Below are 25,734 nucleotides of genomic sequence, written 5' to 3'. Positions count from 1 at the left end.
CCGACGCCCGGCAGGGCCCCGTACCGAAACTGGCCGGACGATGCGGAAGCGCATCGGCCCTGCGTCGGACGTGATGCGCCGCGCCTCACGCCCGTGCGCCGCTGTGTCGCGCGTTCTTCTGACGCGCGCTACTTTGTCGCACCTCGCTATATGCTCGGAGCAATCGGGCCAAAAAAGGCGTGGGGGAGTCCGCAAATATGTTGTTCTCGGGACATCGCGGATCTGTGACAGATGCGCCGCGATCGCGTGCCAAGTGATTGATTTCTGGCGGCAAGCAGCAACTGCGCGGTGCGGCGACCGGGCGCGAATTGCATCTTGTCGTCAAGATGCTGCCTGCATCTCGCCGGTGAGTGGCCGGTCTCCAGCGATCAGACGCAGGGTTGGTCTGATGCTGTCAAGGCTGCCCGGCGACGCGGGCGCGCGGCATTGTCGCAGCGCCATCGCTGGAAAAACGCCACGATGGATTGTCTGTCGGGGGAGTTGGAGGCAAAGGCGCCCGGGCGTGTCGGCCGACCTCGCCGTGCGCCGTTCAGGACGGCGGCGCGGCCTGGCGCTGCACCAGGAGCGCAGTCCTGATCTTCTGCAGCAGTGTGGTGTAGAGCTGATTCCAGGCCGGGTCATTCTGCCCGTTCGCGTCGAGCCCTTGCTTGGTCAGGCCCAGGCTGATCCGGTAGACGGCGAGGGCGCCGTCGATGTTGCCGAGCGGAAGGAAGGCATCGCCCAGACTCTGATAGGAATTTGCAAGCGCCTGCTGCAGCGACGGGTCGTTGGCGATCGTGTTGGCGAGATGGGTGATCAGCGCGGTGTTGGCGCGACGCTGCTCGAAGGCTTCGGCATGGCGGCCCTGGGCGGTGAGCACATCCGCCAGCAGAGCGTGGCACCAGGCGAGGTCGCGCTGAAAGCTGAGATTGCCGCGGTGGGCCGCGGTCAGCTTCCGGATGATGGCGAGGCTGGCGGAATAGGCGGCATGCGCAGCCTCGAGGTTTCGCTGAACGAACAACACGGCGCCGATGCGGTTCAAGGCGACCGAGAGGTTGCGTTGAAACCCGGCGTCGTCCGGATTGGCTGCGGTCAGGTACCTGACGATGGCGATGCTCTGCTTGTAGTTCTGCAACGCGTCCATGAGATCGCTGGCGGTGGCTGCGCGATCGCCTTCCGCGATCCCGGCGGCAGCCTGATCCAGCAGCCTGCCGGCGGCGACCGTGACGCCGACCGCAAGGCCCCCGCGGGCGACATCGCCGCGCGGGCGTTCCAGCAGCGCGGCGAGCGCGACCGGCTCGTCGCTCTCCACGGATTCCGGCGCAGACTCTGCTCTCGAGGCTCGATCCCGATCAAAGGGCGCAGGCGGCGCCTGCTGCTGAGAGGCGCGCGGTTGCGGACGCAATCCCCGTCCGAAGCCGGGAATTCGGCGCAACATGCCCTCGACCTGCGCGGCCGTGATCAGGCGCGTGCATTCGAACTGCCGGGACGTGCCCTGCCATCGCGGGCACCACAGAAAGTCCTCATGGTCGAAGCGATGACGGGCATCATTCCAGCAACTGTTGCAGGCGTGATGGTTGATGACCCGATAGGGGGTCGCAAACTCGTTGGTCGGGTGGGTGAAGCCGCTGATCAGCACGACCGGAGTGCCGACCGCCCAAGCCAGCCATGACAGCCCCGAGGAAAGGCCGATGAAGAACGCGGCGTGCTTGAGCCAGCGGGCGCGCTCGGGCAGCGGCCGGTCGCCGGTCTGATCCTCGGCTTCGGCAGGAATCTGCGTTCGGAAAGCGCCGTGGCTGCGCTCCGCGGTCTGATCGACGCAGATCACGCGATAGCCGGTCGCGCGCAGGAAGGCCACGAGGCTCTGCCAGCCCTCCGGATTGTTCCAGTGCTTGCATGCGGTCGTCGCCTGCACGGCGATGCAGACATAGGGGTCCTCGATGGGACGGCTCTCTTCGCTCAACGCGACGCGTGGCGGCTGCTCGGCCGGATCGACGCCGAGAATATGAGCTGCTGTCCGATGCAGACCGACCTGCCGGAAATCACAGGGATGATGCACGAACTCGGCATCGTCGAAGAACAGCGCGACCGAGTAGGTCGCGTAGTATCGCTCCGCCTGGACCGTGTCGTGGCTGAGGAACGTGATGTCTGGGTAGACGGCGCGGAACAGCGGGATCAGCGGCTCGCCCATCGCACAGCTCAGGCGGCATCGATGCAGGTCCCTGAACTTCACCACATAGCTCATCCAGCCGATGATGTCGCCGATCGTGCCGACCGGGAATTGGATCAGGACGTCGCGGTCGGTGGCGTCATAGTCGTGGCACAGCAGCAGCTCGGGCCCTGACCACACTTCCAGCCTGAACGGGACGAAGTAGCGCTTGCTGCTGTTGACGTGCCCAGAACGCAGGTCGATGTCGAACAGGACGTTGGCCGTCTCGAGATCGCTCAACCGGACGCGCCAGGCGTGTCCGGTGTCGGGCAGCATGACACGACAGCCGTCGTTGAAATCGAAGCGCAGCCCCTGGGGACCCTCCTGGGTCGGCACGGTCGCTGGCGGTGGCAGTCGCGGCTTGCGTGCCTGATCAGACGCCTCGGTGCGGGCGCCGGGCTGGGCGGACGGTAACGCACTCGTCGGCACCATCGCCGGGTCCGAGGAGCGGAGAAAATTTGCAACGTTCATGTTGAGGTGCCGACGCGGTCTGCGTTCATTCGTGAGCGATGGCGCCGACCGCGGCGGTTCGGTCTTGTTACTCCACGAAGGCGCGGCGCCACTGATCGAGAACCGGCTTCATCAGATAGCTGAGCATCGTCCGGCTGCCGGTTTGAACGTAGACTTCGGCCTGCATGCCGGGCATCAGGTTGACGTTGCCGAGCCGCTTGCGCTCCTCGTCGGATAGCGTGATCCTGACCGTGTAGAACGTAGAGCCGGTTCGTGGGTCATTGGTGATATCAGGCGACACGAACGAGACTTGGCCGCTCAATTTCGGCGTGGTGCGCTGGTTGAAGGCGTTGAAGTGGACCATCGCATCCTGCCCGGTGTGGACGTGATCGATGTCCTTGGGCTGGACGTGCCCTTCGACCTGCAGTTCGTCCGAATCGGGGACCAGCTCCATGACGGTCTCACCCGGCTTGATGACGCCGCCGATGGTGTGGATCGCGAGCTGGTGGATGGTGCCGGAGTTCGGCGCGCGCATCTCGATGCGATCGAGCTGGTCGCGCGCGGCGACGCCCTTCTCGACCAGATCGCCTTCCTTGGCCTGGGACTCGCTGAGATCCTTGACCACCTCGCTGCGGAAATCCTGATCGATCTTGACGGTCTGGAGCTCGGCTTCGCTGATCTTGGACCTCGTCTCCGCCACGCTGGACACCAATTGGCCGCGTTCACCGTCGATTCGAGCGGCTTCCCGCTGCAGCGTAGTCAGTCGCGTCAGCGGAACGAGCCGCTTGTCATAGAGCTCCTGCACGCCGGCCAGCTCGCCCTTGATCAACTCGATCTGCTTGTTCTTGGATTCGAGCTGGGACTCCATACCGCTGATCTCGTTGTTCAGCTGGACGATGCGGCCCTGCAGCAGCTCCTTCTGGCTCTTGCGGGTCGTGGCACGGGCCTTGAACAGCGCGTTCTCCGACGCGATCACGGTGCGGACATTCGGATCGTCCTGACGTGAGGTCAGAGTGGACGGATAGTCCGGCTGATCGAGACCGTCACGCTCGGCCGAGAGCCGTGCAATCTTCGCGCGCTGCTCGTTCAATTGCTTGGTGATCGCCTGGAGCTGGGCTTGGCTCTGCGTGGCGTCGAGCCGCACGAGCAGATCGCCCGCCGCAACGCGCGTGCCGTTGTCGACCTTGATTTCCGCGACAATGCCGCCTGTCGGATGCTGAATGGCCTTCACGTTGGATTGCACCACGAGATTGCCGGGGACCACGATCGCGCCGGCGAGCGGCACGAGGGTCAGCCAGCCGCCGCCGAGAACGGCGGCGACAAGCAGCACCCGCAAGCCGAGACGCAGCTCGTTCTCGAACATGCGGCTGACGCGCGGCACCAGCGATTCGTCCGAGCCGTCGTCGAGATCAGCCGCCGTTCCTTGCGTCGCAATGAAGGTCATGCCGGTGGTCAAGGCCGTGCCGGCGGTGCCGACCAGGCGGCCGACCCGGGTTTGCGGAACGACGGGCGCATGCGCCAGGCGGGCAGGGAGGTTCTGCTGTCCCATCGGTCGCGGCGCACCGACGCCGAAATTGCCGTCGCGCCGCGCATCCTGCAGGTCGAGCACGGGCGCCGAATTGCCGCCCGCCACGCGTGCAGGCGGATGGCGCGGCGGCGGCGATAGCTCCGGCTCGTAGCCACGCATCGGTGCGGGCTGCTGCCAGTCCATCTCGCGGATGCCTTCACCGCGGCGTGCCCGGGGCGCCTGGGCACCGAGACCGAACAGCGACAGCGACGCACCGAGGGCGCGGCCCATGGTGCTGCCCTTTTTCTTCGAGCGCGGCTTCGGCCTGCCCTGCGACGGCGGCGGACGCCGGCGCTTCTTGCCGCCGTCACGTGCACCGCGGCGTTGTCGCGGGTCCTCGTCGGAGCCGTCGTCGAATGCGCCCTGCAGCCGCTGCAGCTCGAGGATCAATGCGTCGCCCTGCGGACCGACCGCGCGAGTCTTCGGTCGTACATAGTCGTCGTCGTCGAACGGCCTGAAGTCGTTGATGTGTTTCATTGATCAAGCGCTTTCTGCTGGGGCGGCGCGACGAAGCGAGCGGGCGTTCGGATTTGGCGCCGCTGCGGGAGCAGCAACCCTGGGCGGAGCGGGGGCATGCGCGACGGCAGGTCCCGCGGCCTTGTTGGCCCCGGCGACTCGGGCAAAGATCTCCTGGCAGGGACCGAATGCGATCGCCTTGCCCTCGTACAGCACCAGCGCCATGTTGAGCGCATTCAGCGCGCTGGGACGGTGCGAAATCACGATCACGATGCTCTGGTTCTGCTGCCGCATGATCTGAATGGCGCGGCTGAGCGCGTTCTCCCCGTCGGTGTCCAGATTGGCATTCGGCTCGTCGAGGACGATGAGAAACGGATCGCCATACACCGCGCGGGCCAGACCGACGCGCTGCCGCTGACCGGCCGACAGCGACATGCCGCCTTGGCCGATTCGCGTCGAATAGCCCTCCGGCAGCCGCAGGATGATGTCGTGCACGCCGGCGATCTGCGCCGCCTTCAGGATCGCATCCGAGCTCGCATTCTCGTCGAAGCGGCAGATGTTGTCGGCGATGCTGCCATCGAACAGGGCAACGTCCTGCGGCAGGTAGCCGATATGGCGGCCGAGATCCTCGTTGCTCCATTGGTCGAGCGCTGCGCCGTCGAGGCGGACGGATCCATGCTGTGCAGGCCAGATGCCGACCAGCGCCTTCGAGAGCGAGGTCTTCCCGGAGGCACTCGCGCCGAGCAGCGCCAGACCCGTGCCTGCCTTGATCGAGAACGACACGTTTTGAACGATCGGCCGATCGGTGCCCGGCGCGGTGACCGTCAGCTCCTGTACGGTCAGCTCGCGGAATGGGCGGGGCAACGCGACCGGCGGCGCTTCCGGCCTGGCCGTGGCCTTGCAGATATCACGCAAACGCGCGATGCCCTGGCGCGCGGCGACCAGCTGTTTCCAGCTGCCAAGTGCGATCTCGATCGGGGCGAGCGCGCGGCCCATCAGGATCGACGAGGCCATCATCACGCCGCCGGACGCCTGTTCGGAGACGACCAGCGCCGCGCCGATACCGAGCATGCCCGACTGCAGGATGAAGCGCAGCACTTTCGCGGCGGCCCCGAGATTGGCGTAGACATCGCTGGCGCGAATATTGTCCTTCAGATAGCGCTCGTTGACGGCGTTCCAGCGTGCCGAGAAGCGATCGAGCATTCCGAGCGCGCGAATCACCTCGGCATTGCGCTGGGTGGCATCGGCGAGGACCTGCCGTGCGGCGCTCGTATCGCTGGCGGATTTGCTCGCCTGACGCGACAACCGGTCGGTCACCAGCGTCATCGAGATGATTCCGATCGTGCCGATGACGGCCGTGATGCCGATCAGCGGATGAAACAGGAACATCCCGATCAGGAAGATCGGTATCCACGGCATGTCGAGAAAGGCGGTCGGTCCCATGCTCGACATGAAGGCGCGGAGCTGGTCGAGATCGCGCAGCGGCTGCTGCATCAGCATCGGCTTGGTGCCGCGCAGGGGCAGGGTGGCCAGAGCGTGATGAATCGCGTCCTGCAGGCTCGCGTCGAACACGGTCGCCACCCGGCACAGCATGCGGGTGCGCAACGCGTCGAAATAGCCCTGAATCAGATAGACGGCCAGAATCATCACCGACAGGCCGACGAGCGTGGCGAGATTTTTGCTCGGAACGACGCGATCATTGACCTGCATCATATAAACCGAGCCCGAGAGCATCAGGATGTTGATGACGCCGCTGAACACGCCGATGCCGGCCATGCGCTTCACAGCCTGGCGCAACCCGCGCGTCACCGGATCGTCGCTTCCCGAGAGAAGGTCGTTGAGGGCAGCCGCGGCTTTCGTTCTCGGGCGCTCTTGAGCCAGACTCATCCAGGCGCGTCTCCCAAAACACAGTGCTTCACTCCGCGCTATTGACAGTCGATACCGACGATTTTCCGGCAACAATTGGACATGTGGGCAATTCCGTCGCAGCGTCGCGGGCACACGACCGGCGCGAGACGCAATGCGCCGGGTCGGCTCTGAAAAGTTGTGGCGTCGTTCGGAGCGATCGGGTCTGTGCGAAATCTGTCCGCGATCGTCGATGGTTGCAGCGTGATAACAGCCATCGGCACGCGACGCGTGTCACACATTCGTCCGTCTATCACCTTGGTTCCGTACTCATTGGTCGCGGTCCGGGCCGAATGACGCCACGAAGCCGAATAAATCTTCCTGCGGTGCAACGCACAGGCGTTGTCATCTCGATCATGCGGTATTCGATGATGGTGCGGAGAACGATGATGATGGCGGCGGCAACACGAGGACATGCGGCCCCGCGCACCAATCCAGGACGTGCAATCAGCTCGGCCAGGCATGGCGGCCGACGATGTGTTCTATCATCGAACGTGCGGCCGCTGTGGAACCAGTGACCCGTCAAGCATCGGGCGCACGAGATCAACATCAGCTCCAGGGAGGACGAAGCAGATCAGTCCGCGTGCAATCCGAGCAACTCGTCACCGGCTCGGGCCACGGCAGTTGATCAACCATAGGCGTGATCCAACCGGTCACGCTCAAGCGTAGCGGGGCAACGAACGGGTGAAGAACGGCGCCGTAACGCCGAAGTCGGACGAAGTTGCTCACTTAGTAAAGCGTATCCGGGGGACGACAAAGTTGCTGAACGACATCACCATCGAGACGCGTGATGCGGGAATGGATTCGGGTCGAGGGGCGGCCCGCAGGAGTGAATACTTCATCATCCTGCGCCGGATCGGTCCGCTGAGACGAAATACGGTCGCCAGGTCGGCGGTAAATCGCGCCGATCGCGTGCGCGCAGCTCTGGAGGCGCACGCATGAAGATCCGCAGGACCGACTATGGAACGATCATCCTGCACTGGACCCTGGTTGGGGCCACTGTGATCGCGTTCTTGACGGGGCTTCGCATGGCGACCGAAGCGCCTGGACACGCGTGGATCGCCAACAATCTCGACTGGCTGCTGCCCCGGCACCGGACCTGGACCTGGCACATGCCGGCTGGGGTCGTGCTTGCGAGCGTCGCCGTCGCCTACATGATTTATATCTCGAAGTCGGGGCTCGGTCGCCGCGTCACCATCGACAAGATGCGCTTCAAGGGCCTGCTCGGCCGCCGGCCGGCGCGGCTGGGCTCGATCAGTGTGATGCTGCACTGGGTGCTTTTCATCTCCATGGCGATCCTGATCGTCACCGGAGGCATGCTCTTCTTCGGCGTGGCCTCCGGCTACGTCACCATGATGATCCACTGGTACGCGACCTGGGTGATCCCGGCCTTCGTGGTGCTGCACGTCCTGGTTCATTTCAGCATCGGCGGAAAGATGCAGCTCTATCGCGTGTTCCGGCCGGCGCCCTTGCCGCCGCCGCCGCCGAAGCTCGATCCCGTCGAACTGCTCACGATGCTGGTCGAGCAGTCGGAAAAGCTGGAGGAGGCGGAGGCGCCTCCGAAGCGGCCTGCGCCGGCCGCGCGGCCTGCAGCGCGTGAGCCGATGCCGGCGCCGCGGCGCATGGAGGAGCCGCTGCGGGCGCGCTCCGAACCGCGGGTGCCGCCAGGCCGCATGCGTCCGCCGCCGGCACCTGCCAAGGGCAACTCCCGTCGCCGCAATCCGAGCTTCCAGTCCAACCCGTTCATGGTCGCGATCGCCGCGGCCATCGTGATCGGTTCGGCGATGTTCGCCGCCGACTACTACGCCGAGGACACCGTCACGGTGTACCGAATCGCGACATCGGATGCGCCGACGCTTGACGGCGATTCGTCGGATCGTGTCTGGCGCAACATCCAGCCGCACATGGTGACGACCAACCAGGGCGACAATTTCGACGGTACCGGCGAATCGCGCGTCTGGATCAAGGCCGCGCATGACGGCACGTGGGTGTATTTCCTCGTCATCTGGGAGGACCCGACGCGGTCGCTGAAGCAGTTGCCGCTGATCAAGAAGGCCGACGGCTGGCATCTGCTGCAGAACGGATTCGACAAGGGCGACGAGAACGACTTCAACGAGGACAAGTTCTCGCTGTTGTTCACGACGCTGCCGATCACCCTGGCCGCGGACCGAACCTTTCACATGAGCTCGCAGCCGATGCCGGACAAGCCGCCGACGCTGTCGGGTCGCGGCATCCACTACACGCCTGCGCCGAATCTCTATGCCGACGCCTGGCTGTGGAAGGCGACGAGCGGCGGCCCGACCGGATGGATGGATGATGATCATTTCGGTCCGCCTGCAGAACCCACGCCGGATCAGGTCAAGGGACTCACGCCCTACAAGGGCGGGTTCGCACCGGATCCGGGGACCGCGAACTATTCCGACAATTTCGTGATCGACAGGGAGGCCGCAAGACTGGGGAATCGGGGCGTGAGACCGAAGCGCCTTCCGAAGGACGTCGCCGCGATGACCGCGGCGATGGGCGAGATCAATCTCGATCCGAACATCGGCGAGAGCGAAGGCGCACGCTGGTTCATGACCGAGGCCGAATCGGTGCCGTATTCGGCCGAGGCGGATGCCCAGACGCCGATCGGGACCGTCGTGCCCGGTGTGCTCGTCAGCGGCGAGTTCACCGGCGATCGCGCGGACATCCGTTGCGCAGCGCGTTGGGCCGCGGGCCACTGGACGCTCGAAATTGCCCGCAAAATGGACACGAAAAGCAAGTACGACGTCCCGATCAAGAACGGTGTCTTCATGCGAGTCGCTGCGTTCGACCACACCCAGATCCGACATACGAGGCAGATCCGGCCGATGCGACTTGAGGTGCAGTGATGGGTAAGATTTGCAAAATCCAGTACAACAGGGAAACGTTCTACGCGAATGTGGGCGATATCCTGCTCGACGGCGCCATCAACAGTGGCGTGGATCTGCCCCATGACTGCCGCAGCGGAATCTGCGGCTCCTGCAAGGTAACGGTCGTCGACGGCAAGCTGTTCGGCGGGATGGAAGGCGACATGGCGCATGCGTGCCAGGCGCGTGTCGTGTCCGACCTCAAGATCATCACCGAGCCCGTGCCGGATACGGTGACGATGAATTGCGAGGTGGGCGATCTCGTGCGGCTCGCGCCCGACGTCGTCGGCGTCACCCTCGAGATGCCGAAGCCGCTGCGATTCTTCCCCGGGCAATACGCCAAGGTGCAGTACCGCGGTTTTCCGACGCGCTGCTACAGCCCGACCTACCCGATGGTTGGCGCGCCCGACAGCCATTTGCTGTATCTGCACATCCGCATCCTGAAGGATGGCCTGGTGTCGTCGGCGCTCGGCCGCGACATCCAGGTCGGCCATCGCGTCAAGCTGACGGCGCCGCTGGGCACCGCGTTCTTCCGGCAGAAGCATCGCGGCCGGATTATCCTGGTTGCGAGCGGCACCGGCTTCGCGCCAATGTGGGCGATCGCTGTCGCCGCCATCACCGAGAATCCGAAGCGCGAGATCGTCTTCATCGTCGTGTCGCGCACCTTGCAGTCGTTCTACATGCATCAGGCGTTGTGCCGCCTGGCGCGCTTCCCGAACGTGAAGATCATTCCGATCGTGTCGGAGCCGCAGAACGTCTCGCCCGCGATTCGCAGCGGCCGGCCGACCGAACACATGCCGGAGCTCACGCCCAACGACGTCGTCTACACCTGCGGCGCGCCGGCCATGACCGAGGCGGTCGCGAAGATGTCACGCGCGGCCGGCGCGAAGTGTCATTGCGATCCGTTCGTGTCGTCGGCGCAACCTTCGGAGACCCGCGGCGGACTCATGGATCGTCTCGCCGGATGGCTCGACAGCCAGCGCGGCCGGCCGGCGATGTTCCAGCCGGCCGAATGACATCGAGGCAGCCACGGCCCGTGGCCGCCTCGCGAAAGTCTAGCCGGCCACGAAGCTGAGCAGGGTGCCCGTCGCTGACGCCGGCGGAACAACGAGGCTCGCGCCGCTGCGCACCGCCGCCGCGCCAAGCGCCTTTTCCGTCGTTGCGAGATCATGTGAAGCCAGCACCAGGCCGGCGCCGCCGCGCTCCGGCAGGCCGGCGAGCGACACGCCGGGATAACGCGCTGCGAGCTGCTCCCGGGTCAAGAACACGAAATCGGCGCGATCGCCGCCCGAGGTCACGGTCACGGCGCCGTCGGCCTCGGCTCGCCCGTCGCGATCGATCAGGCGCGACAGATGGGCTGCGTCCTTGGTCGGATCCGGCGTCACGATCAGGGCCTGCTTCAGCTGCTTGGCGGCGTTGGCATGGCGCATCAATTCAGGAATCCAGACTGTTTCGCGCGTCTTGTGCTGGCATGCGAAGATGCGCAGGCCGCCCGGAGCCTCCGCGACCGGCCATTGAAACACCCGGAATTTCGCTGCCGAGATGGAGCCGTCGGGCAGGGGCACCGGCCGTTCGAAATCGATCGGGCCAATCGGCTCAAAACCCTTGGCGCGGATTTCCTCGGCGCCGGCCGCCGAGTCGATCGCGGTGAAGGCGATGCGCTCGATGCCTTCGCCGCGCTGGGCGAGGAAATTGCGGGTCGGAACGTTGTGGTCCGTCTCGGCGAGGATGCCGAGCAGCTCGATGTAATCAGGATCGAGCATGATGGTGTAATTGCCGGACCCCATCTTGGCGCTGTGCGTGCCGCGCGGAGACAGCGTGAAGCCCAGCCGCCTCCAGGTCTCCGCCGCGGCGTCGAGATCCTTCACCACGACGACCGCGTGATCGATACCGATGACATTCTTGAGGGCCACGCGTTTGTCTCCTTGCAGCGAAGTTGGCATATTGGCGGCCGAACTATGCCCAATCGACCTATGCGCCGCAACCGGCGCGGATGGGCGCTCGGCGCAAGGCAAGACCGTCTTCCTGGAGGGCGGTTGATCAGCAGGGATGAGCTGTTCACGATGAGCATGACGATGGAAAACGTTCAATGGCCGCCGTCCCTGTGGGCTGCGCAGACCCCGTCTGGACCTGACCTGTCCGAGCTTCAGGGCAGTGTGCAGGCCGATGTCGTGATCATCGGCGGCGGCTTCACCGGATTGTCGACGGCGCTGCATCTGCGCGAGGCCGGTGTCGATGTCGCGATCGTCGAAGCCATGGAGCCGGGCTGGGGCGCCTCGGGTCGGAACAACGGCCAGGTGATCCCGACACTGTCGCGCCCGGATCCCGAGGATCTCATCGCCCGTCACGGCGCCGCCGGCGAGCGCTTCGTTGCGATGCTGCGCGACAGTGCCTCAGCGCTGTTCGAGACCGTCAGGCGCTACGGCATCGACGCCGAGCATGAGCAGGCCGGCTGGGTCCAGCCGGTGCATACGCCCGGCCGCATCAAGATCGCCGAGCGCAGGTTCAAGCAGTGGTCGAAGTTCGGCGCGGAAGTCGAGCTGCTGTCACGCGACCAGACGCGCGACATGCTCGGCTCGGATGCATGGTATGGGGGCTTCTGGAACAGGACCGGCGGTCACATCAATCCGCTGGCGCTCGCGCGCGGGCTGGCGCGAACCGTGCTGAGCCTGGGGGGCCGCATCTATGCGCGCTCGCCGGCGATCGATTTCGAGCGGCGCGGGAATCGTTGGATCGTCCGCACCGCGCAAGGCGAGGTGTCGGCGCGCGCGCTGGTGCTGGCGAGCAATGCCTATAGCGGCGAGTTCTCCAAGGCGCTCGCACCGGATATCGCGCACGAGGTGATGCCCGTGCTGTCGTGGCAGATGGCGACGCAGCCGCTGTCGGACAATGTCCGCAAGACCATCATCCCGGCGCGGCAGGCGATGTCCGATACCCATGGCGAACTCTATTTTGCGCGTTACGACGCCCGCAACCGACTGGTCACCGGCGGCGCCGTGATCGGCCCCGGCAACAAGGCCGAGCGGCTGAAGGCGCGGGTCGCCGAACGCCTGCAGCGCCTGTGGCCGCAGATCGGCGAGGTCAGGTTCGACTACGTCTGGAACGGCTATGTCGGCATGACCACGGACTACATGCCGCGGATTCATCGCCTCGGTCCTGATGCCTATGGCTGGACCGGCTGCAACGGCCGGGCGGTCGCGCTCACGATCCCCCTCGGTGCGGAGCTTGCGAAAGCGGTGCGCGGCGTGTCGGTGAACGAGCTGGCGCTGCCGTTCACGGAGCCGGTCACCATTCCGGCGCACGCCCTGCTGCGTCCGTTCGCGCCGCTGATGCTGCTCTTGTACCGATACCGCGACGCGCGTGAGATCGGCTAAGACGTGGGACGTTCGGTCCGGGCGAAGTCGCCGCCCGGAATGGCCTCGAGCAGAGCCTGCGTATACGGATGCTGCGGGTTGCCGAACACGTCGTGCGTGGGCCCATGCTCGACGACGACGCCGTCCTTCATGACCGCGACCAGATCGCAGATCTGGGCTGCGACCCGCAGGTCGTGCGTGATGAAGATGATCGACAGGTCGAGCCGTTCGCGCAGGCTGGTCAGCAGCTTCAACACCTGCGCCTGAACGGAGACGTCGAGCGCGGACACCGGCTCGTCCGCGACCAGCACCTTGGGCTTCAGCGCCAGCGCACGCGCAAGCCCGATGCGCTGGCGCTGACCTCCGGAGAACTCATGCGGAAAGCGGTCGGCGGCGGACGGGTCGAGCCCCACCAGGCTGAACAGCTCGCGCGCCTCGGTCAGCGCCTGCGCTCGCGCGGTGCCGTGCACGATCGGTCCCTGCGCCACCAGCTCGACCGCCTTGCGCCGCGGATTCAACGAGGCGAACGGGTCCTGAAACACCATCTGCATCTGCTGGGTTCTGTTTCTGACCTCGCTGCGCGAGAGGCGTGCCCAGTCCTCGCCGTCGAGCAGGATCGTTCCTGTGTCGGGATCGATCAGGCGAATGATGCAGCGGGCGAGGGTGGATTTGCCGGAGCCGGACTCGCCGACGATGCCGAGCGTTGCCCCCTTCGGCAGTGAAAGCGAAACGTCCCTGATTGCATGGGTAGTGCGCTCGCCGCGGCCGAGGAAGCCGCCGGTGCGATAGGTCTTCGAGACACCGGAGATGGTGAGGATCATCCGGTCCGACAGCTTGCGTGCCGGGGGCGCTGCTACCGGCGGCACCGCGGCGATCAGTTGCCTGGTGTAGTCATGCTGCGGCCGTTGCAGGACATCCGCCGCCGCGCCCTGTTCGACGACGCTGCCATGTTGCATCACGACGACGCGGTCGGCGATCTCGGCGACGACCCCGAAGTCATGCGTGATGAACAGCACCGCCGTCCTGCGCCGCTGCTGCAGCTCTCGGATGAGCTTGAGGATCTGGGCCTGCGTCGTGACGTCGAGCGCCGTCGTCGGCTCGTCGGCGATCAGCAGCTTCGGATCAAGCGCCAAGGCCATGGCGATCATGGCGCGCTGGCGCTGGCCGCCGGACAGCTCGTGCGGATAGGCCTTCGCCGCGCGCGGCGGATCGGGAATGTTGACGTCGGACAGGAGCGACAGCACGCGCGATTTGATCTCGGCTTTCGACAGATCGGTATGGATGTCCAGCACCTCGCCGATCTGGTCGCCGATCGTGCGCAACGGATTGAGCGCGGTCATCGGCTCCTGGAACACCATCGCGACCTCGGCGCCACGCATGCTGCGCATCTCTGCCGCCGTGGCGGTGCAGAGATCGCGCCCGGCAAACAGGATGCGTCCGCCGTCGGTGCCCACACCGTCCGGCAGCAGCCGCATGATGGCATTGGCCATCATCGACTTGCCGGAGCCGGATTCTCCGACGATGCAGACGATTTCGTTCTCGGCGACCGAAAGCGAGACCTCGGAGATCGCATGCGTGCGGTCGGCGCCCTTCGGCAAACGCACGCTGAGGCGGTCGACGGTCAGAATGGGCTGTGCGGGACTCATCGCTGTTTCAGCCGGGGATTCAGTGCGTCATTGAGCCCCTGGCCGACCAGCGACACCGCGAGCACAGTGACGAGAATGGCGACGCCCGGGATCGCGGAGACGTACCACTGCACGCGCAGCACGTCGCGCCCGAGCCCGATCAGGTTGCCCCAGGAGGCGACATTGGCGTCGGACAGCCGTAGGAAGGCGAGCGCGCTCTCCAAGAGGATCGCGACCGCCATCACGACACCGGCATAGACGATCACCGGCGGCAGCGCGTTCGGCAGGATCTCGCGCAGGATCAGCTGGGTGTCGCGCATGCCGAGGGTGCGGCCGGCCTGGACGAATTCGCGGCTCCGCAGCGACAGGAACTCCGCCCGTGTCAGCCGGGCCGGTGCCGGCCAGGAGACGATGCCGACGGCAATCGTCACCGTCGTCAAAGTCGAGCCGAACACCGCGACCAGGACCAGCAGCAGGACGAAGTTCGGCAGCGTCTGGAAGGCTTCGGTGATGCGCATCAGGATGTTGTCGACCCAGCCGCCGTAGTAGCCCGCGAGCGCACCGACCAACACGCCGATCGCCACGGCAATGAGCGTGGCGACGCCGCCGATCAGGAGCGAGATGCGGGCGCCGTAGAAGATCTGGGCGGCGATGTCGCGGCCGGAATTGTCGGTGCCGAGCAGGAAGCGCGGATTGGCGAGCGGCCAGATCAGGGGCCGGCCGGCGAGCGCGAGCGGATCGCGTGGATAGAAATAGCCGGCGCTGAGCGCCATGCCGATGACGATCAGCAGGAGCACGAGGCCCAGGACGGCAGCGGGACTGCGGAAATAGCGTTTGACCGCGTCCATGCGCTAGCTCTCCGCCGTGATGCGCGGATCGAGCCGCGCGTAAAGCAGATCGGTCACGAAGTTGACGGCGATCACGAGCAGCGCCGAGACGAAGACGATGCCGAGCAGGGTGTTGAGGTCGCGCTGGACGACCGACTCATAAGCGAGACGTCCGAGGCCGGGCAGCGAGAACACCGTCTCGACCACCACGGAGCCGCCGAGCATCGTGCCGGCCTGGAGTCCGATCAGCGTCACCATCGGCAGCAGCGCGTTGCGCAGCACGTGGCGGGTGACGATGCGGGTCTCGTCGAGGCCCTTGGCGCGCGCGGTGCGGACGAAATCGAGGTTCAGGACCTCGAGCATGGAGGCGCGCATGATGCGGAGATAGATGGCGAGGAAGATCAGGCCGAGTGTAAAGGACGGCAACACCAAGTGTCGTGCGATATCGAGCACGCGCCAGACGCCGGTCGTGACCGCGCCGATATCCTCGAAGCCGCCGGCGGGCAGCCACTGCAGGTAGATCGAGAACACGACGATGGCCATCAGTCCGAACCAGAACGACGGGGTGGCATAGAAGATCAGGCCCACCGTGGAGATCAGCGTATCCGGCCAGCGGTTGACGCCGCGCGCGGCGATCACCCCGAAAACAAGACCGAAGAAGAAGGCAAAGGACAGCGCCGATGTCATCAGCAGCAGCGTCGGTGGCAGCCGCTCCAGGATCACGGCAGCGACGGGCTTGCCGTAGATCGCGGAGAACCCGAGATCGAGACGCACCAGCCGCCACAGATAATTGGCGAGTTGCATCGGGACCGACAGGTCCAGTCCATAGAAGCGACGCAACTCGCGAGCGGTGGCGGCATCGCCGCCGCCCATCTGCGCCATCATCGCGTCGACCGTATCGCCGGGCGCGAGTTGCAGCAGCAGGAAGACGCCGATCAGGATCAGGAACAGGGTGGGGATCGAGGCGGCGAGCCGCCGCCCCGCAAGGCTCAAGATGCGCATGGCCTCATCCTGACGGATTCCGGCTCAGGCGGAAAGCCACAGATCGTGCCAGCTCGACGATCCCCAGCGCGGCGTGTTCGAGTGGTTGCGCGCCTTGGCCGTGATCACGGTGACGAAGATCTGCTCGATCGGCATCCACACCGGCAGCTCGGTATTGGCCTCGCGCACGAAATCGGCATAGAGCGCCTTGCGCTTGGCCGGATCGACCTCGGTCGCCGCGTCATCAATGATCTTGTCGATCTTGGGATCGTCCCAACCCCACTGGTTGGTCCACGGCGCGCCCTTGGGCTGGCCGGAGCGATACCAGACCGTGGTCGAAACCGCGGGGTCGTTGCGGTACTGGTGCCAGCCGGTCGCGAGATCGAAGGCGTGCTCGTCATAGACCTGCTTGAGAAAGCCGCCGCCATCGTTGCGCACGATCTCGATCGCGATGCCGACCTCGCCCAGCGACTGCTGAAGGAAGGTCGACCACAGCGAGATGTCCTCACCCCACGGCGCAGGCAGCAGCCGCAGCGAGAAGCGGGTTCCGCCGGCGCCGGGCTTGTAGCCGGCTTCGTCCAGGAGCGCCGCCGCCTTGGCCTTGTCGTAGGGATATTGCGGCGTATTGGCGCCGGGGTAGAAGTCGGTCGAGGTCGACGGGATCGGACCGGTGCCCAGCTTGGCGAAATCGCCGAGGAAGTTCTCGATGAAGAAGGGAACGTTGATCGCATGCGCGATGGCACGGCGGACCTTCACGTCCGCCAGCTCCTTGCGGCGGACGTTGAACTCGAGCGTGTTGGTGCGCGCGTTGCCCTCATTGCCCTTGGTGGACACGATGAAACGCTTGTCCTTGCCGAGCCGCGCCATGTCGGAGATCGTCAGGCCCGAGAACGGGCTGTAGTGCAGCTCGCCAGCCTCCATCTGCGCCGCCGCCGCGGCACGGTCGGTAATCACCTTCCACACGATGCGGTCGAGATAGGGTGCGTTCGGCCGCCAGTAGTCGGCATTGCGCTCGGCGATGATATACTGGCCGCGCTCGTACTTCACGAATTTGAACGGACCAGTGCCGATGGGGGCGAGGTTGGCGGGGTTCTGCCTGATGTCGCCGCTCTCGTAGATGTGCTTGGCCGAGACGTAGCCGAGATCGGGCAGGGCGCGCAGCAGCAGGTTGAGCGGCATCGGCCGCTCGTAGCGGAAGATCGCGGTTTGCGAATCTGGCGTGTCGACCGCAGTCAGGAACAACTGCAGGGTCGATCCGTAGTTGAGGATCTTCTTCCACATGTTCATCGCGGTGAAGGCAACGTCCTCCGACGTGAACGGCTTGCCGTCATGCCAGGTGATGCCCTTGCGCAGCTTGAAAGTGACGGTCTTGCCGTCCGGCGTCGCCTCCCAGCTCTCGGCCAGCACGCCGACCGGCTGGCCATTGGCGTCGAGGTCGACGAGGTTCTCCTGGATCTTGCCGCCGATGATGTAGACACCGGTCGAAGCCTGGAGGCTCGGATTGAGCTGGCGCTGCTCGGCGCCGTAGTGAACGTTGAACACGCCACCCTTGCGCGGCGTCTCCTGGGCGAAGGCGCGGAATGGATTGACCACGTTCGCTGCGATGGCAGCGGAGGTCAGGAGGGCGGTCCGGCGGCTGATCTCGAAACGGCTCGAATTCATCAAGGTCTCCCGAAGGCCAAGCGGGACGCTGGCCGATGGTGCAATCGGGGCGAAGATTACGCGGATCGCGGGTCCAAGTCATTTGCGAATTGCCATGCAGTTCTGCGGCATTCTCGTGCGGCCCATGCAGCCGGCGGCACCGTGGCATACATTGCTCGTATACGAACGAATGGGAGAAGACCTTCGTCGACAAGGCCCTGAATGTGGTGGGGATTGCCGGCGGCGATTGAGCGACCGGAAGCAACTTTGAAGTGGCACCGCAGAGAGCACGCTATCTTAAGTCGGCGTCCCGCGTTTGCATTCGATCGGTAGCCGCAGCACGAATGCGACACCGGTCTCGCCCGGCTGCAGCGAGATCTCGCCGCCATGGTTTGCCACGATGGCGCGCACGATCGCCAGCCCCATGCCGGTACCGCCGCTGTCGCGCCGGGTCGTGAAGAAGGCGTCGAAGATGCGGTCGCGGTTGTCAGGCGAGATCGGATCGCCGTCATTGCTGGCGATGACGATCAGCATCTCCTTGCTCTCCCCGGCCTCGAGGCGGATGCGCAGGGCGCCATGCCGGACGGCGTTGTCGACGAGATGCGTGAGCACGATGAGCACGGTTTCGTTCGGCAATGTCGTGCTACGTTCGACCGGCCCTGATGTCTCGATGACAACCGACGGGAAACGCGATCGCAGCGTGCCGACGGCCTCGGCGATGCTACCGGCCTCGACCGCCGACACCGTCTCCGCCCGTGCCAGCTCGCGCAAGCGCTGGGCCAGTGCCGCGAGGCGGTCGGCGTCGCCAAGGATGTTGGAGAGGAACGTCTCCTGCTCGGCGTGCGTCAAGGTCTCAGAAGGGCTGGCCAGAGAGTCGAGCAGCAGCTCGGCTGCGCCCTTGATCGAGGTGAGCGGTGATTTGAGTTCGTGGGTCAGATGCGCGGAAAAGCTCCTGATGTAGTTGGAGCGTTGCGCCAGTTGCTCGGCCATGGCGAAGAAGTGCTCGGCGAGCTCCGCGAAGTCGCGGGTGCCGTAATGGGCGAGCGGACGGAAGCCTGCGGGATCGTTGCGTCCGATCCGGCCGGCGCGATCGACCAGCTCGCGCATCGGGCGCGTGATCGTGCGCGCCACGATGAGGCCGACCAGCAGCGTCGTGAGGACAATGGTGGAGCCGGCCGCGATGAACTTGCCGCGCTCCTGATAGAGATGCTCGAAGATGTTGCGCGGCGTGCGCGAGGTATAGATGACCCCGGCGACGTGATCGTCGACGATCACGGGCATGGCCGAGAACACATGGACGCCGACGCCGCGGCTGATCGAATAGATCGGTGGTGGGGCCTTGTCGGGAATGCGGATGCGGAGCGCGGCGCTGTAGCGTCCCTTCAGGGCGGCGGCCACCTCGTCGATATGGGCGAGGGATTTGCCCATCTCGTCGCGGCCGGCGATCACGACGCCCTGGGGATCGAGCACGCGATACCCGGCCAAGGTGACCTTCTGCGTCTCCCTGACGATCGGCAGCAGGCGCGCGCCGATCGCGACGTAGGCCGGATCCGCAGGATGGACCGCATCGCGTGCGTCGGGCCGGCGGACGAACAGATCGTTGGCCAGGAGATCGAGCAGGGGGCGAATCGGCGTCACCTCGTCGGAGGCATCCGGACGTGACTCGGGCGGGATCTCGGCGCCGAGCGGCACGCCGGCGGCAAGGCGCGCGGAAACCTCCTCGGCAAAGACCGCCGCCAGCACGCGGCTCTGCGCGATCAGCTCCGCCTGGGTCTGGCGGATCAGCTGGTTGTCATAGATGCGAAAGAAGAACAGCCCGACCAGCGGCAAGGTGCCGACCAGCGCCAGAACGCCGAAGACGATCTGTCCCAGCGACGGCCGCCATTTTGCCTTGGGCTTGGGCGCGATCATGGGGCGCCGCAGCGGCCGAGCCGGAAGCCGACGCCATGCACCGTCTCGATGGCGTCCTCGCAATGCGCGGCTGCCAGCTTGGCCCTGATGTTGCGGATGTGGCTGTCGATGGTGCGGTCGGAAACCTGGATGTTGAGCTGATAGGCGGCGCTCATGATCTGCTCGCGGCTGAACACGACGGCAGGGCGCGTCATCAGCGTGCGCAGGATGCTGAATTCCAGGGCGGTAAGTGTCAGCGGCGCGTCGCCGAAGCGCGCCAGATGCTGCTGCGGGTCGAGACGAAGCCTGCCATGCGCCAGCTCCTCCGGTTCGGGCGCACGATCCGCCCCACCGGATGAGACCCTGCGGAGAATGACGTTGACGCGGGCGACGAGCTCGCGCGGACTGAACGGCTTGGTCACGTAGTCGTCGCCGCCGATCTCGAGCCCGAGAATACGGTCGATCTCCTCGTCGCGCGCCGACAGGAACAGGATCGGCACCTGCGAGGTCCGGCGAATCCGCCGGCAGACCTCGAGGCCGTCGTACTCCGGCATGCCGACGTCGAGCACGATCAGGTCCGGACGGTCTTCGGCGAACCTGGCCAGCGCGGCGCGGCCGTCGGCGGCTTCCTTCACCGCCATGCCGGCCTTGCTCAAGGCCACGCGCAGGACCTCGCGGATATGCGGGTCGTCGTCGACGATGAGGATTCGGGGAGACACGTGCTTTCCTCCGCGGCGAGGCATCAGCTTGGTTTCTGCGACACGGGATGTGTATCGAGATAGCGCTGCAGGCGCCAGCCGCGAAAACTCCAGGATCGCCAGGACGCCATGCTGCTTTGCTGTTGCGCGAGGAGCCGATCGCGGTCGCTCGCCAGTCCCCGGTCCGTCGGTCGCAACAGCATCGCCCGCTCGATGGCCGGCAGCGCCTCTGGCCCGAGCCAGACGAGATAGGAGCCGTCGATGAGAGGGCCGCTCTGCCCCGCCTCACGACTATGGGAGACATTGAAGTCTGCGATCGGCCGGTCGAAATTGATCAGTGCACAGCCGTAAATGGTCGCCGAGAGCACCAGGATGTTCATGCGGACGAGCCACGCGTTGGACTTGGCGAGAGCGATCCTGAGCACGATGAGGATCAGGCCGATCGCAACCAGGATCATCCATATCAAGGCCGCGATCCGCCAATAGGTCAGAGCATAAGTCTCGATATACATGTGAAGCCGTTGGATCGAGGATACGACCAGCATCACGTTCTGTGCCACCCAGAGATAGACCAGCGGCCGGACCAATCGCGACTCGTTTGCCGTGGTCTCGGAGCGGACGGCGACGATGACGAAGGCCGCCGCGAGCAGCGCCGTGACGATCAAGGGATAGGCGCCCCGGTGCGCATAGGCCGCATAGGTCATGCCGTCCGGAAGCGCGGCATGTCCCCACAGATAGGCGCCGTCGAGCGCCGTCTGGAGAGCAAACAGGATGTTGAACAGGATCAGCGCCCGAAGCACCGTTTCAGGGCCGAGCACGGTCGCCAGGAGTGACGGCTGATCGGGCTCGCCTTCGATCGGCGGGCTCCAAGTCTTGGTCCGCTCGCGCCAGCGAAGATTGATGAATGGCCAGACCATGGACAACGTGACGAGCCAGAAGATCGCGCGCCCCATCGTGAGTTGGGAGGCGACGTGCTCGGGACTGAGGACGGCGAACCAGCGCTCAATGACCGGATTGGCTACCGCGAACAGAGCCAGGAACACGCAACCGAGTGCCAGCGGGATGCTCCAGACAAGGAGAGTTCGCATGACCATGTTCGTGCGTAGCGTCACGATCGCATCCGGTATCAGCCGAAACGGTCCGATGAGCAGCAATTGCCGTGCGGCGGTCAGCGGAAGCCGGAAGCCGCGCGCGGATCGGTTGGTCGCCAGCGCGACGGCCGACAGCGTCGTGAGCAGCAGGACAGGAAAAGAAAGCAGGTTCAGTTCCTCGATGGCGGGAGCCAGGCCGGCACCGAAGAGAACTGCGGCTCCGACCAGACGGCCTCGATTGGTCTTGGCGAGGTTGGCAAGAACGCTGGCGGAGGCGAGCGCGGCGAAAAACAGCGGGAATGCCAGGCCAATCGGCCGGCCGTCGTACAGCAGCGGATCGGCGAGGCCGACGAGGCCTGCAGCGATGGCGAATTTGAGCCACATGGAATCGGGCGCGACGGGTGCAGCCGTCGGCTCGGCAAGGGTGGTCATGGAGGAATCCTTGGTTTGGGTCATCGCTCGGGCCGGAAGGCACAAGCCGATGAGCCCAGCATGACGCCTGCCTATGCAGCGGCTCACGAGGGGATCTGCAGCATTTCAGGATTTGTTTGCAGATTTGGTGCAGACGCGATTCTGCTGCTGGCGCGGGCGAAACGTGATTGTTACGCAATGGCCGTCTTTCCCCTGGGATGATCGGCTGCACACATGCTTGGACGTATCAGGACCGCGGTTCTCTGGATCCTTGCTCTGCTCTTCATTTTCGTCACGCTGAACAGCAACGAGCCCTATCTGGTTCGGCTACGGGGCAGCGGCCATGTGGCCCTGCTCCTCATCGGGCTTGCTGTCCCGCTGCTGCTGATGCTCGGCGGCCGGTGGCGGCAGGGGGCCGCCGGACGCGCGCTCGTGCTGGCATGGTGCGTTCCGCTGATCATGCTGACGTCGACGCAGTTCATGTTTGCCTGGCGCAAGTACGAGACGTTCCGAACGCCCCCGGACGTGGCGCGTCTGCTCGGCCGGCATTTCATCGTCGGCTACACGGCCGTGGGCGACGCAGCCGCGTTGGCGCGGCAGGGGTTGATCGCGGGAGTCTATGTCACTCACCACAACGTCCGTGGCCGGACCGAGCCGCAACTCCGTGCCGAGATCGCGCGGTTGCAGGACGCGCGCCGGAGTGCCGGGCTGCCGTCCCTGCTGGTCGCGGCGGATCAGGAGGGAGGCTCCGTCGCGCACCTGTCTCCGACACTGCCGAACATGCCCGGCCTCGCCACGCTGGCCGATCTGCCGGCCTCGCGGCGCGCGCAGGATGCGTTCGCGATGGGGCGCGCCCAAGGTGAGGCGCTCGCGGCTGCCGGCATCACCTTCAACCTGGCGCCTGTCGTCGACCTTCGCCCGAGCTGGACACGCAACCGACTGGACTTTCACACCTTGATCGGCCGCCGCGCGATCTCCAACGATCCTGCGGTGGTTGGCGACATTGCGCTCGGCTACGTCCGTGGCCTGGAAGCTAGCGGTGTCCGCGCGGCCATCAAGCATTTCCCTGGTCTGGGTCGCGTCGCAGCCGATACGCATCATTTCTCGGCACAGCTCGGCACACCGGCAGATGTCCTGGAACGGTCGGATTGGCGGCCATTTCGACAGGTGCTGCAGGGCTCGCACGCGGCGATGATGGTCGGTCACGTGACGGTCGATGCGGTCGATCCGGAGCGGCCTGCCTCACATTCCAAAGCCGTGCTCGAGGGACTCATTCGCGGCCGCTGGAACTATCAGGGTGTGATTGTGACGGATGATCTCGTGATGGGGGCGATCTACGGCCGCGATCTCTGCAAAGCTGTCGTGGAGGCTCTGAACGGCGGTGCCGATCTGTTGCTGGTGGCCTATGACGGCACCCAGTTTCATCGCGTGCTGGCCTGCGCCAAGGAGGCTCTGGCGCAAGGACGCATCGACCTCGATGCCCTCAGCCGAAGCGATGAGCGGCTGAAGCGCTGGGCGCCGGCGGTTGACAGATCAGAGCCGTCGAATGTGTCCACGGTTCTGCAAGAGACTGGAGCCGAGCATCAGAAAATCGTCGACTGAAGGGCAGGACAGCGCGAGTCCTCAGCGCGGGCCGTTGCCGGTCCAGTTGCGCCAGGCGACGTTCGAGAGGCTTCTCAGGTCGGTCGCCAGCGGGCGTCGTACTTGTTTGTCGTGCTGGGCAATGAGGTGCTCGGACTCGCGTATCTTGAGCTGGAGTTCCGCGACCTGCCGCTTGGTGTGTTCGAGCGCCTTCGCATCGGCGCTCTCGCCCACCGTGAACCGCGCCGTCTCAATCTGCTTCAAGGCAGCACGATTCTTTTTGAGCTGGGCGCGATGCCAGGCAACCTTGCTGTCACTGTCCGCAACCATGGTGGACTCCCGCGAAATGCCGCGAAGACTAAACGACCGATTTCTGATTCGCGACAGCCTAGGCCCGGCATCGGCAACATCGGAATACCGATCTGCCGATTCATCGTCTCGATGACTTGAACTTGGCCAGCTCAATCCAACCTCGCGGCGCGTCTCATCTCATCGATCAGTTCGGACGCTTCAGCCTTCGTCATCTCCGCTTGCGTGGGGGCAGGGCGACCGGCCTGCTCGCTGAGCGTCTTCAAGCAGGACGCGTGGGCATCGGTCATCGGATCGGCTCCGGAACCCCAGTCCTCGGGTTCTTTCTGCAGCCGTTCAGCCATGGGGCTCTGCCGTTCTTGGCGGGCTCAATGCGCCAGCTTGCAGAATGTTCCCATTTTGTTCTATGGTGTAATGATCATCGTCTGAGGGGGGCTCCATGCGCGATCTCGATCTGGTTCGAGCCGAAATCGACCGTCTGCGCCTTCAGGTCGGGCGGCAGCGTCGCGAAATCGTGCAACTGCGGCGGGCCGGCGTGCCGGCGGCGGCGGCCGAAGCGCTGTTGCAGCGGATGCTGGGAACGCTCGAGGGACTGCGGCAACAACGCGAGCAGCTCAAGCTGGAAGAGGCGAGCAGGCTGCCTCCCAGGCAGAGAGGGGCCCGGCACGCATGACATTCCGGCGACAAGGTCGAGCGATCCGCTGCTCGTCGGTATTCAGCTCGCCGAGACGGGCCATGCGGGTCCGCGCCCGGTCATGAGGAGGTCCGCGTCCTTGACTTGGGCAGCGAGGGCAAAGGTAGGTCGGCGGTCCCGTGCCCCTCGCCAACATGGGGCGTGTGAGCTTCGGGCAATACGATGTCCGGCGGTACGGCCGTCAGCTCTTCCGGAGTGGCCTCGCATGATTTGATCTCGAAATTGTTGTCCAGAATTTTCTCGCCATGCGTGCCGAACGTGATGAGATCGGCCTGTTCCGCGGCCTCCCAGACCTCGCGCTCGGTGCGAAACGGGCGGGTCATCTGTTCGTCATTCTCAAACAATGCGTAGGGCACGAGCGCCTCCAGATTGCGATCCGCCGACGCAGCGATGCCGTGCCGCCCGACGCCGCCCATCCATTTCAAGGCAGGGACGTCCAACAAACTGCGGCACGTGCGGGCTGGTTCCACCCCCCGGGAGAGCGTCAAGCGATTGACCAGTTGTGACGGTCCTCGCGCTTTCCAGGTGGAACATGCCTGCCAGCGGGAGGTTGCCCGCGGTGCGAATGGCCAGGAGAGTTCAATGGATATCAAGGGAAAGAAGATCGCGATCCTCGCAACCAACGGGTTCGAGCAATCCGAGCTCGAAGTGCCCCGCGATCGCCTCAAGCAGGCGGGCGCGACCGTCGAGATCGTCTCGCTCGCGCCGGGCGAGATCAAGGGATGGAATGAGAAGGACTGGGGACGGCCCGTCAAGGTCGACAAGACGTTGGACCAGGCTTCTGCTGCGAACTACGACGCCGTCGTGCTGCCGGGCGGCCAGATCAATCCGGATCTGTTGCGGCTCGAGCCGAAGGCGCTGCGGTTCATCAAGGAGATCTTCGAAGCCAAGAAGATCGTCGCGGCGGTCTGTCATGCGCCGTGGCTCCTGATCGAGACCGGCATCGCCAAGGGGCGCAAAATGACGTCGTACAAATCGATCAAGACGGACGTTGCCAATGCCGGCGCGCAGTGGCAGGACGCGGAGGTCGTCGTCGATCAAGGCGTGATCACCTCGCGCAATCCCGGCGATCTGGAAGCCTTCAGCGCCAAGATCATCGAGGAGGTCAGGGAAGGCCGCCATCTCAAGCGCAGCGCGGCTTGAAGCTGAGATCGGAAGCCGGGAGAAATCCCGGCTACC

General features: G+C 65.2%; 21 protein-coding genes. 7 read left to right on the top strand and 14 right to left on the bottom strand.

Features of this window, described 5'->3' with window-relative positions; translation table 11 throughout:
* Positions 1-529: 529 nt before the first annotated feature.
* The 3 genes from ACQR2C_RS15770 to ACQR2C_RS15760 form a co-directional block, all read right to left on the bottom strand.
* Entirely contained in the window at positions 530-2,659 is a 2,130-nt protein-coding gene (locus ACQR2C_RS15770; protein WP_434881576.1) for an autotransporter strand-loop-strand O-heptosyltransferase, read from the bottom strand.
* Positions 2,660-2,726: 67 nt separating this feature from the next.
* On the bottom strand, positions 2,727-4,682 hold the full coding sequence (locus ACQR2C_RS15765) for an HlyD family type I secretion periplasmic adaptor subunit (protein ID WP_316236433.1): 1,956 nt from the start codon (positions 4,680-4,682) through the stop codon (positions 2,727-2,729).
* Between the two features lie 3 nt (positions 4,683-4,685).
* A complete protein-coding gene (locus ACQR2C_RS15760) occupies positions 4,686-6,548 on the bottom strand; it encodes a type I secretion system permease/ATPase (protein WP_434881575.1) in 1,863 nt (620 codons plus the stop codon).
* A gap of 777 nt (positions 6,549-7,325) precedes the next feature.
* On the opposite strand from ACQR2C_RS15760, the gene ACQR2C_RS15755 reads away from it, so the two are divergent.
* From ACQR2C_RS15755 to ACQR2C_RS15745, 3 genes are read left to right on the top strand one after another with little or no spacing between them, the layout of a single operon-like run.
* Entirely contained in the window at positions 7,326-7,508 is a 183-nt protein-coding gene (locus ACQR2C_RS15755; protein WP_315799877.1) for a hypothetical protein, read from the top strand.
* The gene (locus ACQR2C_RS15750) at positions 7,505-9,436 is read left to right on the top strand and encodes an ethylbenzene dehydrogenase-related protein (protein ID WP_434881574.1); all 1,932 of its coding nucleotides are present in this window, start codon (positions 7,505-7,507) and stop codon (positions 9,434-9,436) included. Before ACQR2C_RS15755 ends, ACQR2C_RS15750 begins: the two co-directional genes overlap by 4 nt.
* The gene (locus ACQR2C_RS15745; protein WP_315799879.1) at positions 9,436-10,470 is read left to right on the top strand and encodes a 2Fe-2S iron-sulfur cluster-binding protein; all 1,035 of its coding nucleotides are present in this window, start codon (positions 9,436-9,438) and stop codon (positions 10,468-10,470) included. Before ACQR2C_RS15750 ends, ACQR2C_RS15745 begins: the two co-directional genes overlap by 1 nt.
* 39 nt (positions 10,471-10,509) lie before the next feature.
* Here ACQR2C_RS15745 and ACQR2C_RS15740 read toward each other — a convergent pair whose 3' ends face one another.
* Positions 10,510-11,367, bottom strand: a complete 858-nt coding sequence (locus tag ACQR2C_RS15740) for a VOC family protein (protein ID WP_434881573.1) — start codon at positions 11,365-11,367, stop codon at positions 10,510-10,512.
* 150 nt (positions 11,368-11,517) lie between these two features.
* Here ACQR2C_RS15740 and ACQR2C_RS15735 point away from each other — a divergent pair, with 150 nt between their 5' ends.
* The gene (locus ACQR2C_RS15735) at positions 11,518-12,828 is read left to right on the top strand and encodes an NAD(P)/FAD-dependent oxidoreductase (RefSeq protein ID WP_434881572.1); all 1,311 of its coding nucleotides are present in this window, start codon (positions 11,518-11,520) and stop codon (positions 12,826-12,828) included.
* Here the strand turns inward: ACQR2C_RS15735 and ACQR2C_RS15730 are convergent.
* The 7 genes from ACQR2C_RS15730 to ACQR2C_RS15700 form a co-directional block, all read right to left on the bottom strand.
* Complete coding sequence (locus ACQR2C_RS15730) at positions 12,825-14,453, bottom strand: ABC transporter ATP-binding protein (protein ID WP_434881571.1); 1,629 nt, start codon at positions 14,451-14,453, stop codon at positions 12,825-12,827. The two genes, ACQR2C_RS15735 and ACQR2C_RS15730, sit on opposite strands and share 4 nt — an antisense overlap.
* Complete coding sequence (locus ACQR2C_RS15725; protein ID WP_315799883.1) at positions 14,450-15,280, bottom strand: ABC transporter permease; 831 nt, start codon at positions 15,278-15,280, stop codon at positions 14,450-14,452. Before ACQR2C_RS15725 ends, ACQR2C_RS15730 begins: the two co-directional genes overlap by 4 nt.
* Before the next feature lie 3 nt (positions 15,281-15,283).
* Positions 15,284-16,261 carry an ABC transporter permease gene (locus ACQR2C_RS15720; RefSeq protein WP_434881570.1) on the bottom strand — a complete coding sequence of 326 codons (978 nt, stop codon included), beginning with the start codon at positions 16,259-16,261 and terminating at the stop codon, positions 15,284-15,286.
* Positions 16,262-16,285: 24 nt separating this feature from the next.
* Positions 16,286-17,902 (bottom strand): ABC transporter substrate-binding protein, encoded by a 1,617-nt coding sequence (locus tag ACQR2C_RS15715; protein WP_434881569.1) that lies wholly within the window; start codon positions 17,900-17,902, stop codon positions 16,286-16,288.
* Positions 17,903-18,178: 276 nt separating this feature from the next.
* Entirely contained in the window at positions 18,179-19,792 is a 1,614-nt protein-coding gene (locus tag ACQR2C_RS15710; protein WP_434881568.1) for a HAMP domain-containing sensor histidine kinase, read from the bottom strand.
* Positions 19,789-20,490, bottom strand: coding sequence for a response regulator transcription factor (locus ACQR2C_RS15705; protein WP_315799887.1), 702 nt, complete (start codon positions 20,488-20,490; stop codon positions 19,789-19,791). Before ACQR2C_RS15705 ends, ACQR2C_RS15710 begins: the two co-directional genes overlap by 4 nt.
* A gap of 23 nt (positions 20,491-20,513) precedes the next feature.
* Positions 20,514-21,992 (bottom strand): DUF4153 domain-containing protein, encoded by a 1,479-nt coding sequence (locus ACQR2C_RS15700; RefSeq protein WP_434881567.1) that lies wholly within the window; start codon positions 21,990-21,992, stop codon positions 20,514-20,516.
* Between the two features lie 213 nt (positions 21,993-22,205).
* Between ACQR2C_RS15700 and ACQR2C_RS15695 the strand changes: the two genes are divergently transcribed.
* Entirely contained in the window at positions 22,206-23,573 is a 1,368-nt protein-coding gene (locus ACQR2C_RS15695) for a glycoside hydrolase family 3 N-terminal domain-containing protein (protein WP_434881566.1), read from the top strand.
* Positions 23,574-23,594: 21 nt separating this feature from the next.
* On the opposite strand, the gene ACQR2C_RS15690 is transcribed toward ACQR2C_RS15695, so the two are convergent.
* A complete protein-coding gene (locus ACQR2C_RS15690) occupies positions 23,595-23,882 on the bottom strand; it encodes a hypothetical protein (RefSeq protein WP_315799890.1) in 288 nt (95 codons plus the stop codon).
* 131 nt (positions 23,883-24,013) lie between these two features.
* Complete coding sequence (locus ACQR2C_RS15685; RefSeq protein WP_315799891.1) at positions 24,014-24,205, bottom strand: DUF3072 domain-containing protein; 192 nt, start codon at positions 24,203-24,205, stop codon at positions 24,014-24,016.
* Positions 24,206-24,300: 95 nt separating this feature from the next.
* Between ACQR2C_RS15685 and ACQR2C_RS15680 the strand changes: the two genes are divergently transcribed.
* Positions 24,301-24,534: a hypothetical protein gene (locus ACQR2C_RS15680; RefSeq protein ID WP_315799892.1), complete on the top strand. Its 234-nt coding sequence runs from the start codon at positions 24,301-24,303 to the stop codon at positions 24,532-24,534.
* A gap of 80 nt (positions 24,535-24,614) precedes the next feature.
* Here ACQR2C_RS15680 and ACQR2C_RS15675 read toward each other — a convergent pair whose 3' ends face one another.
* Positions 24,615-24,971, bottom strand: coding sequence for a hypothetical protein (locus ACQR2C_RS15675; RefSeq protein ID WP_434881596.1), 357 nt, complete (start codon positions 24,969-24,971; stop codon positions 24,615-24,617).
* Between the two features lie 166 nt (positions 24,972-25,137).
* On the opposite strand from ACQR2C_RS15675, the gene ACQR2C_RS15670 reads away from it, so the two are divergent.
* Positions 25,138-25,698, top strand: a complete 561-nt coding sequence (locus tag ACQR2C_RS15670) for a type 1 glutamine amidotransferase domain-containing protein (RefSeq protein ID WP_434881565.1) — start codon at positions 25,138-25,140, stop codon at positions 25,696-25,698.
* The last annotated feature ends 36 nt before the right edge of the window (positions 25,699-25,734 follow it).

This window comes from Bradyrhizobium sp. HKCCYLRH3061, from assembly GCF_051168015.1.
Taxonomy (GTDB): domain Bacteria; phylum Pseudomonadota; class Alphaproteobacteria; order Rhizobiales; family Xanthobacteraceae; genus Bradyrhizobium.
Note: the sequence above shows the minus strand (reverse complement) of the source record. Positions and strands in the feature narration are given on the sequence as shown.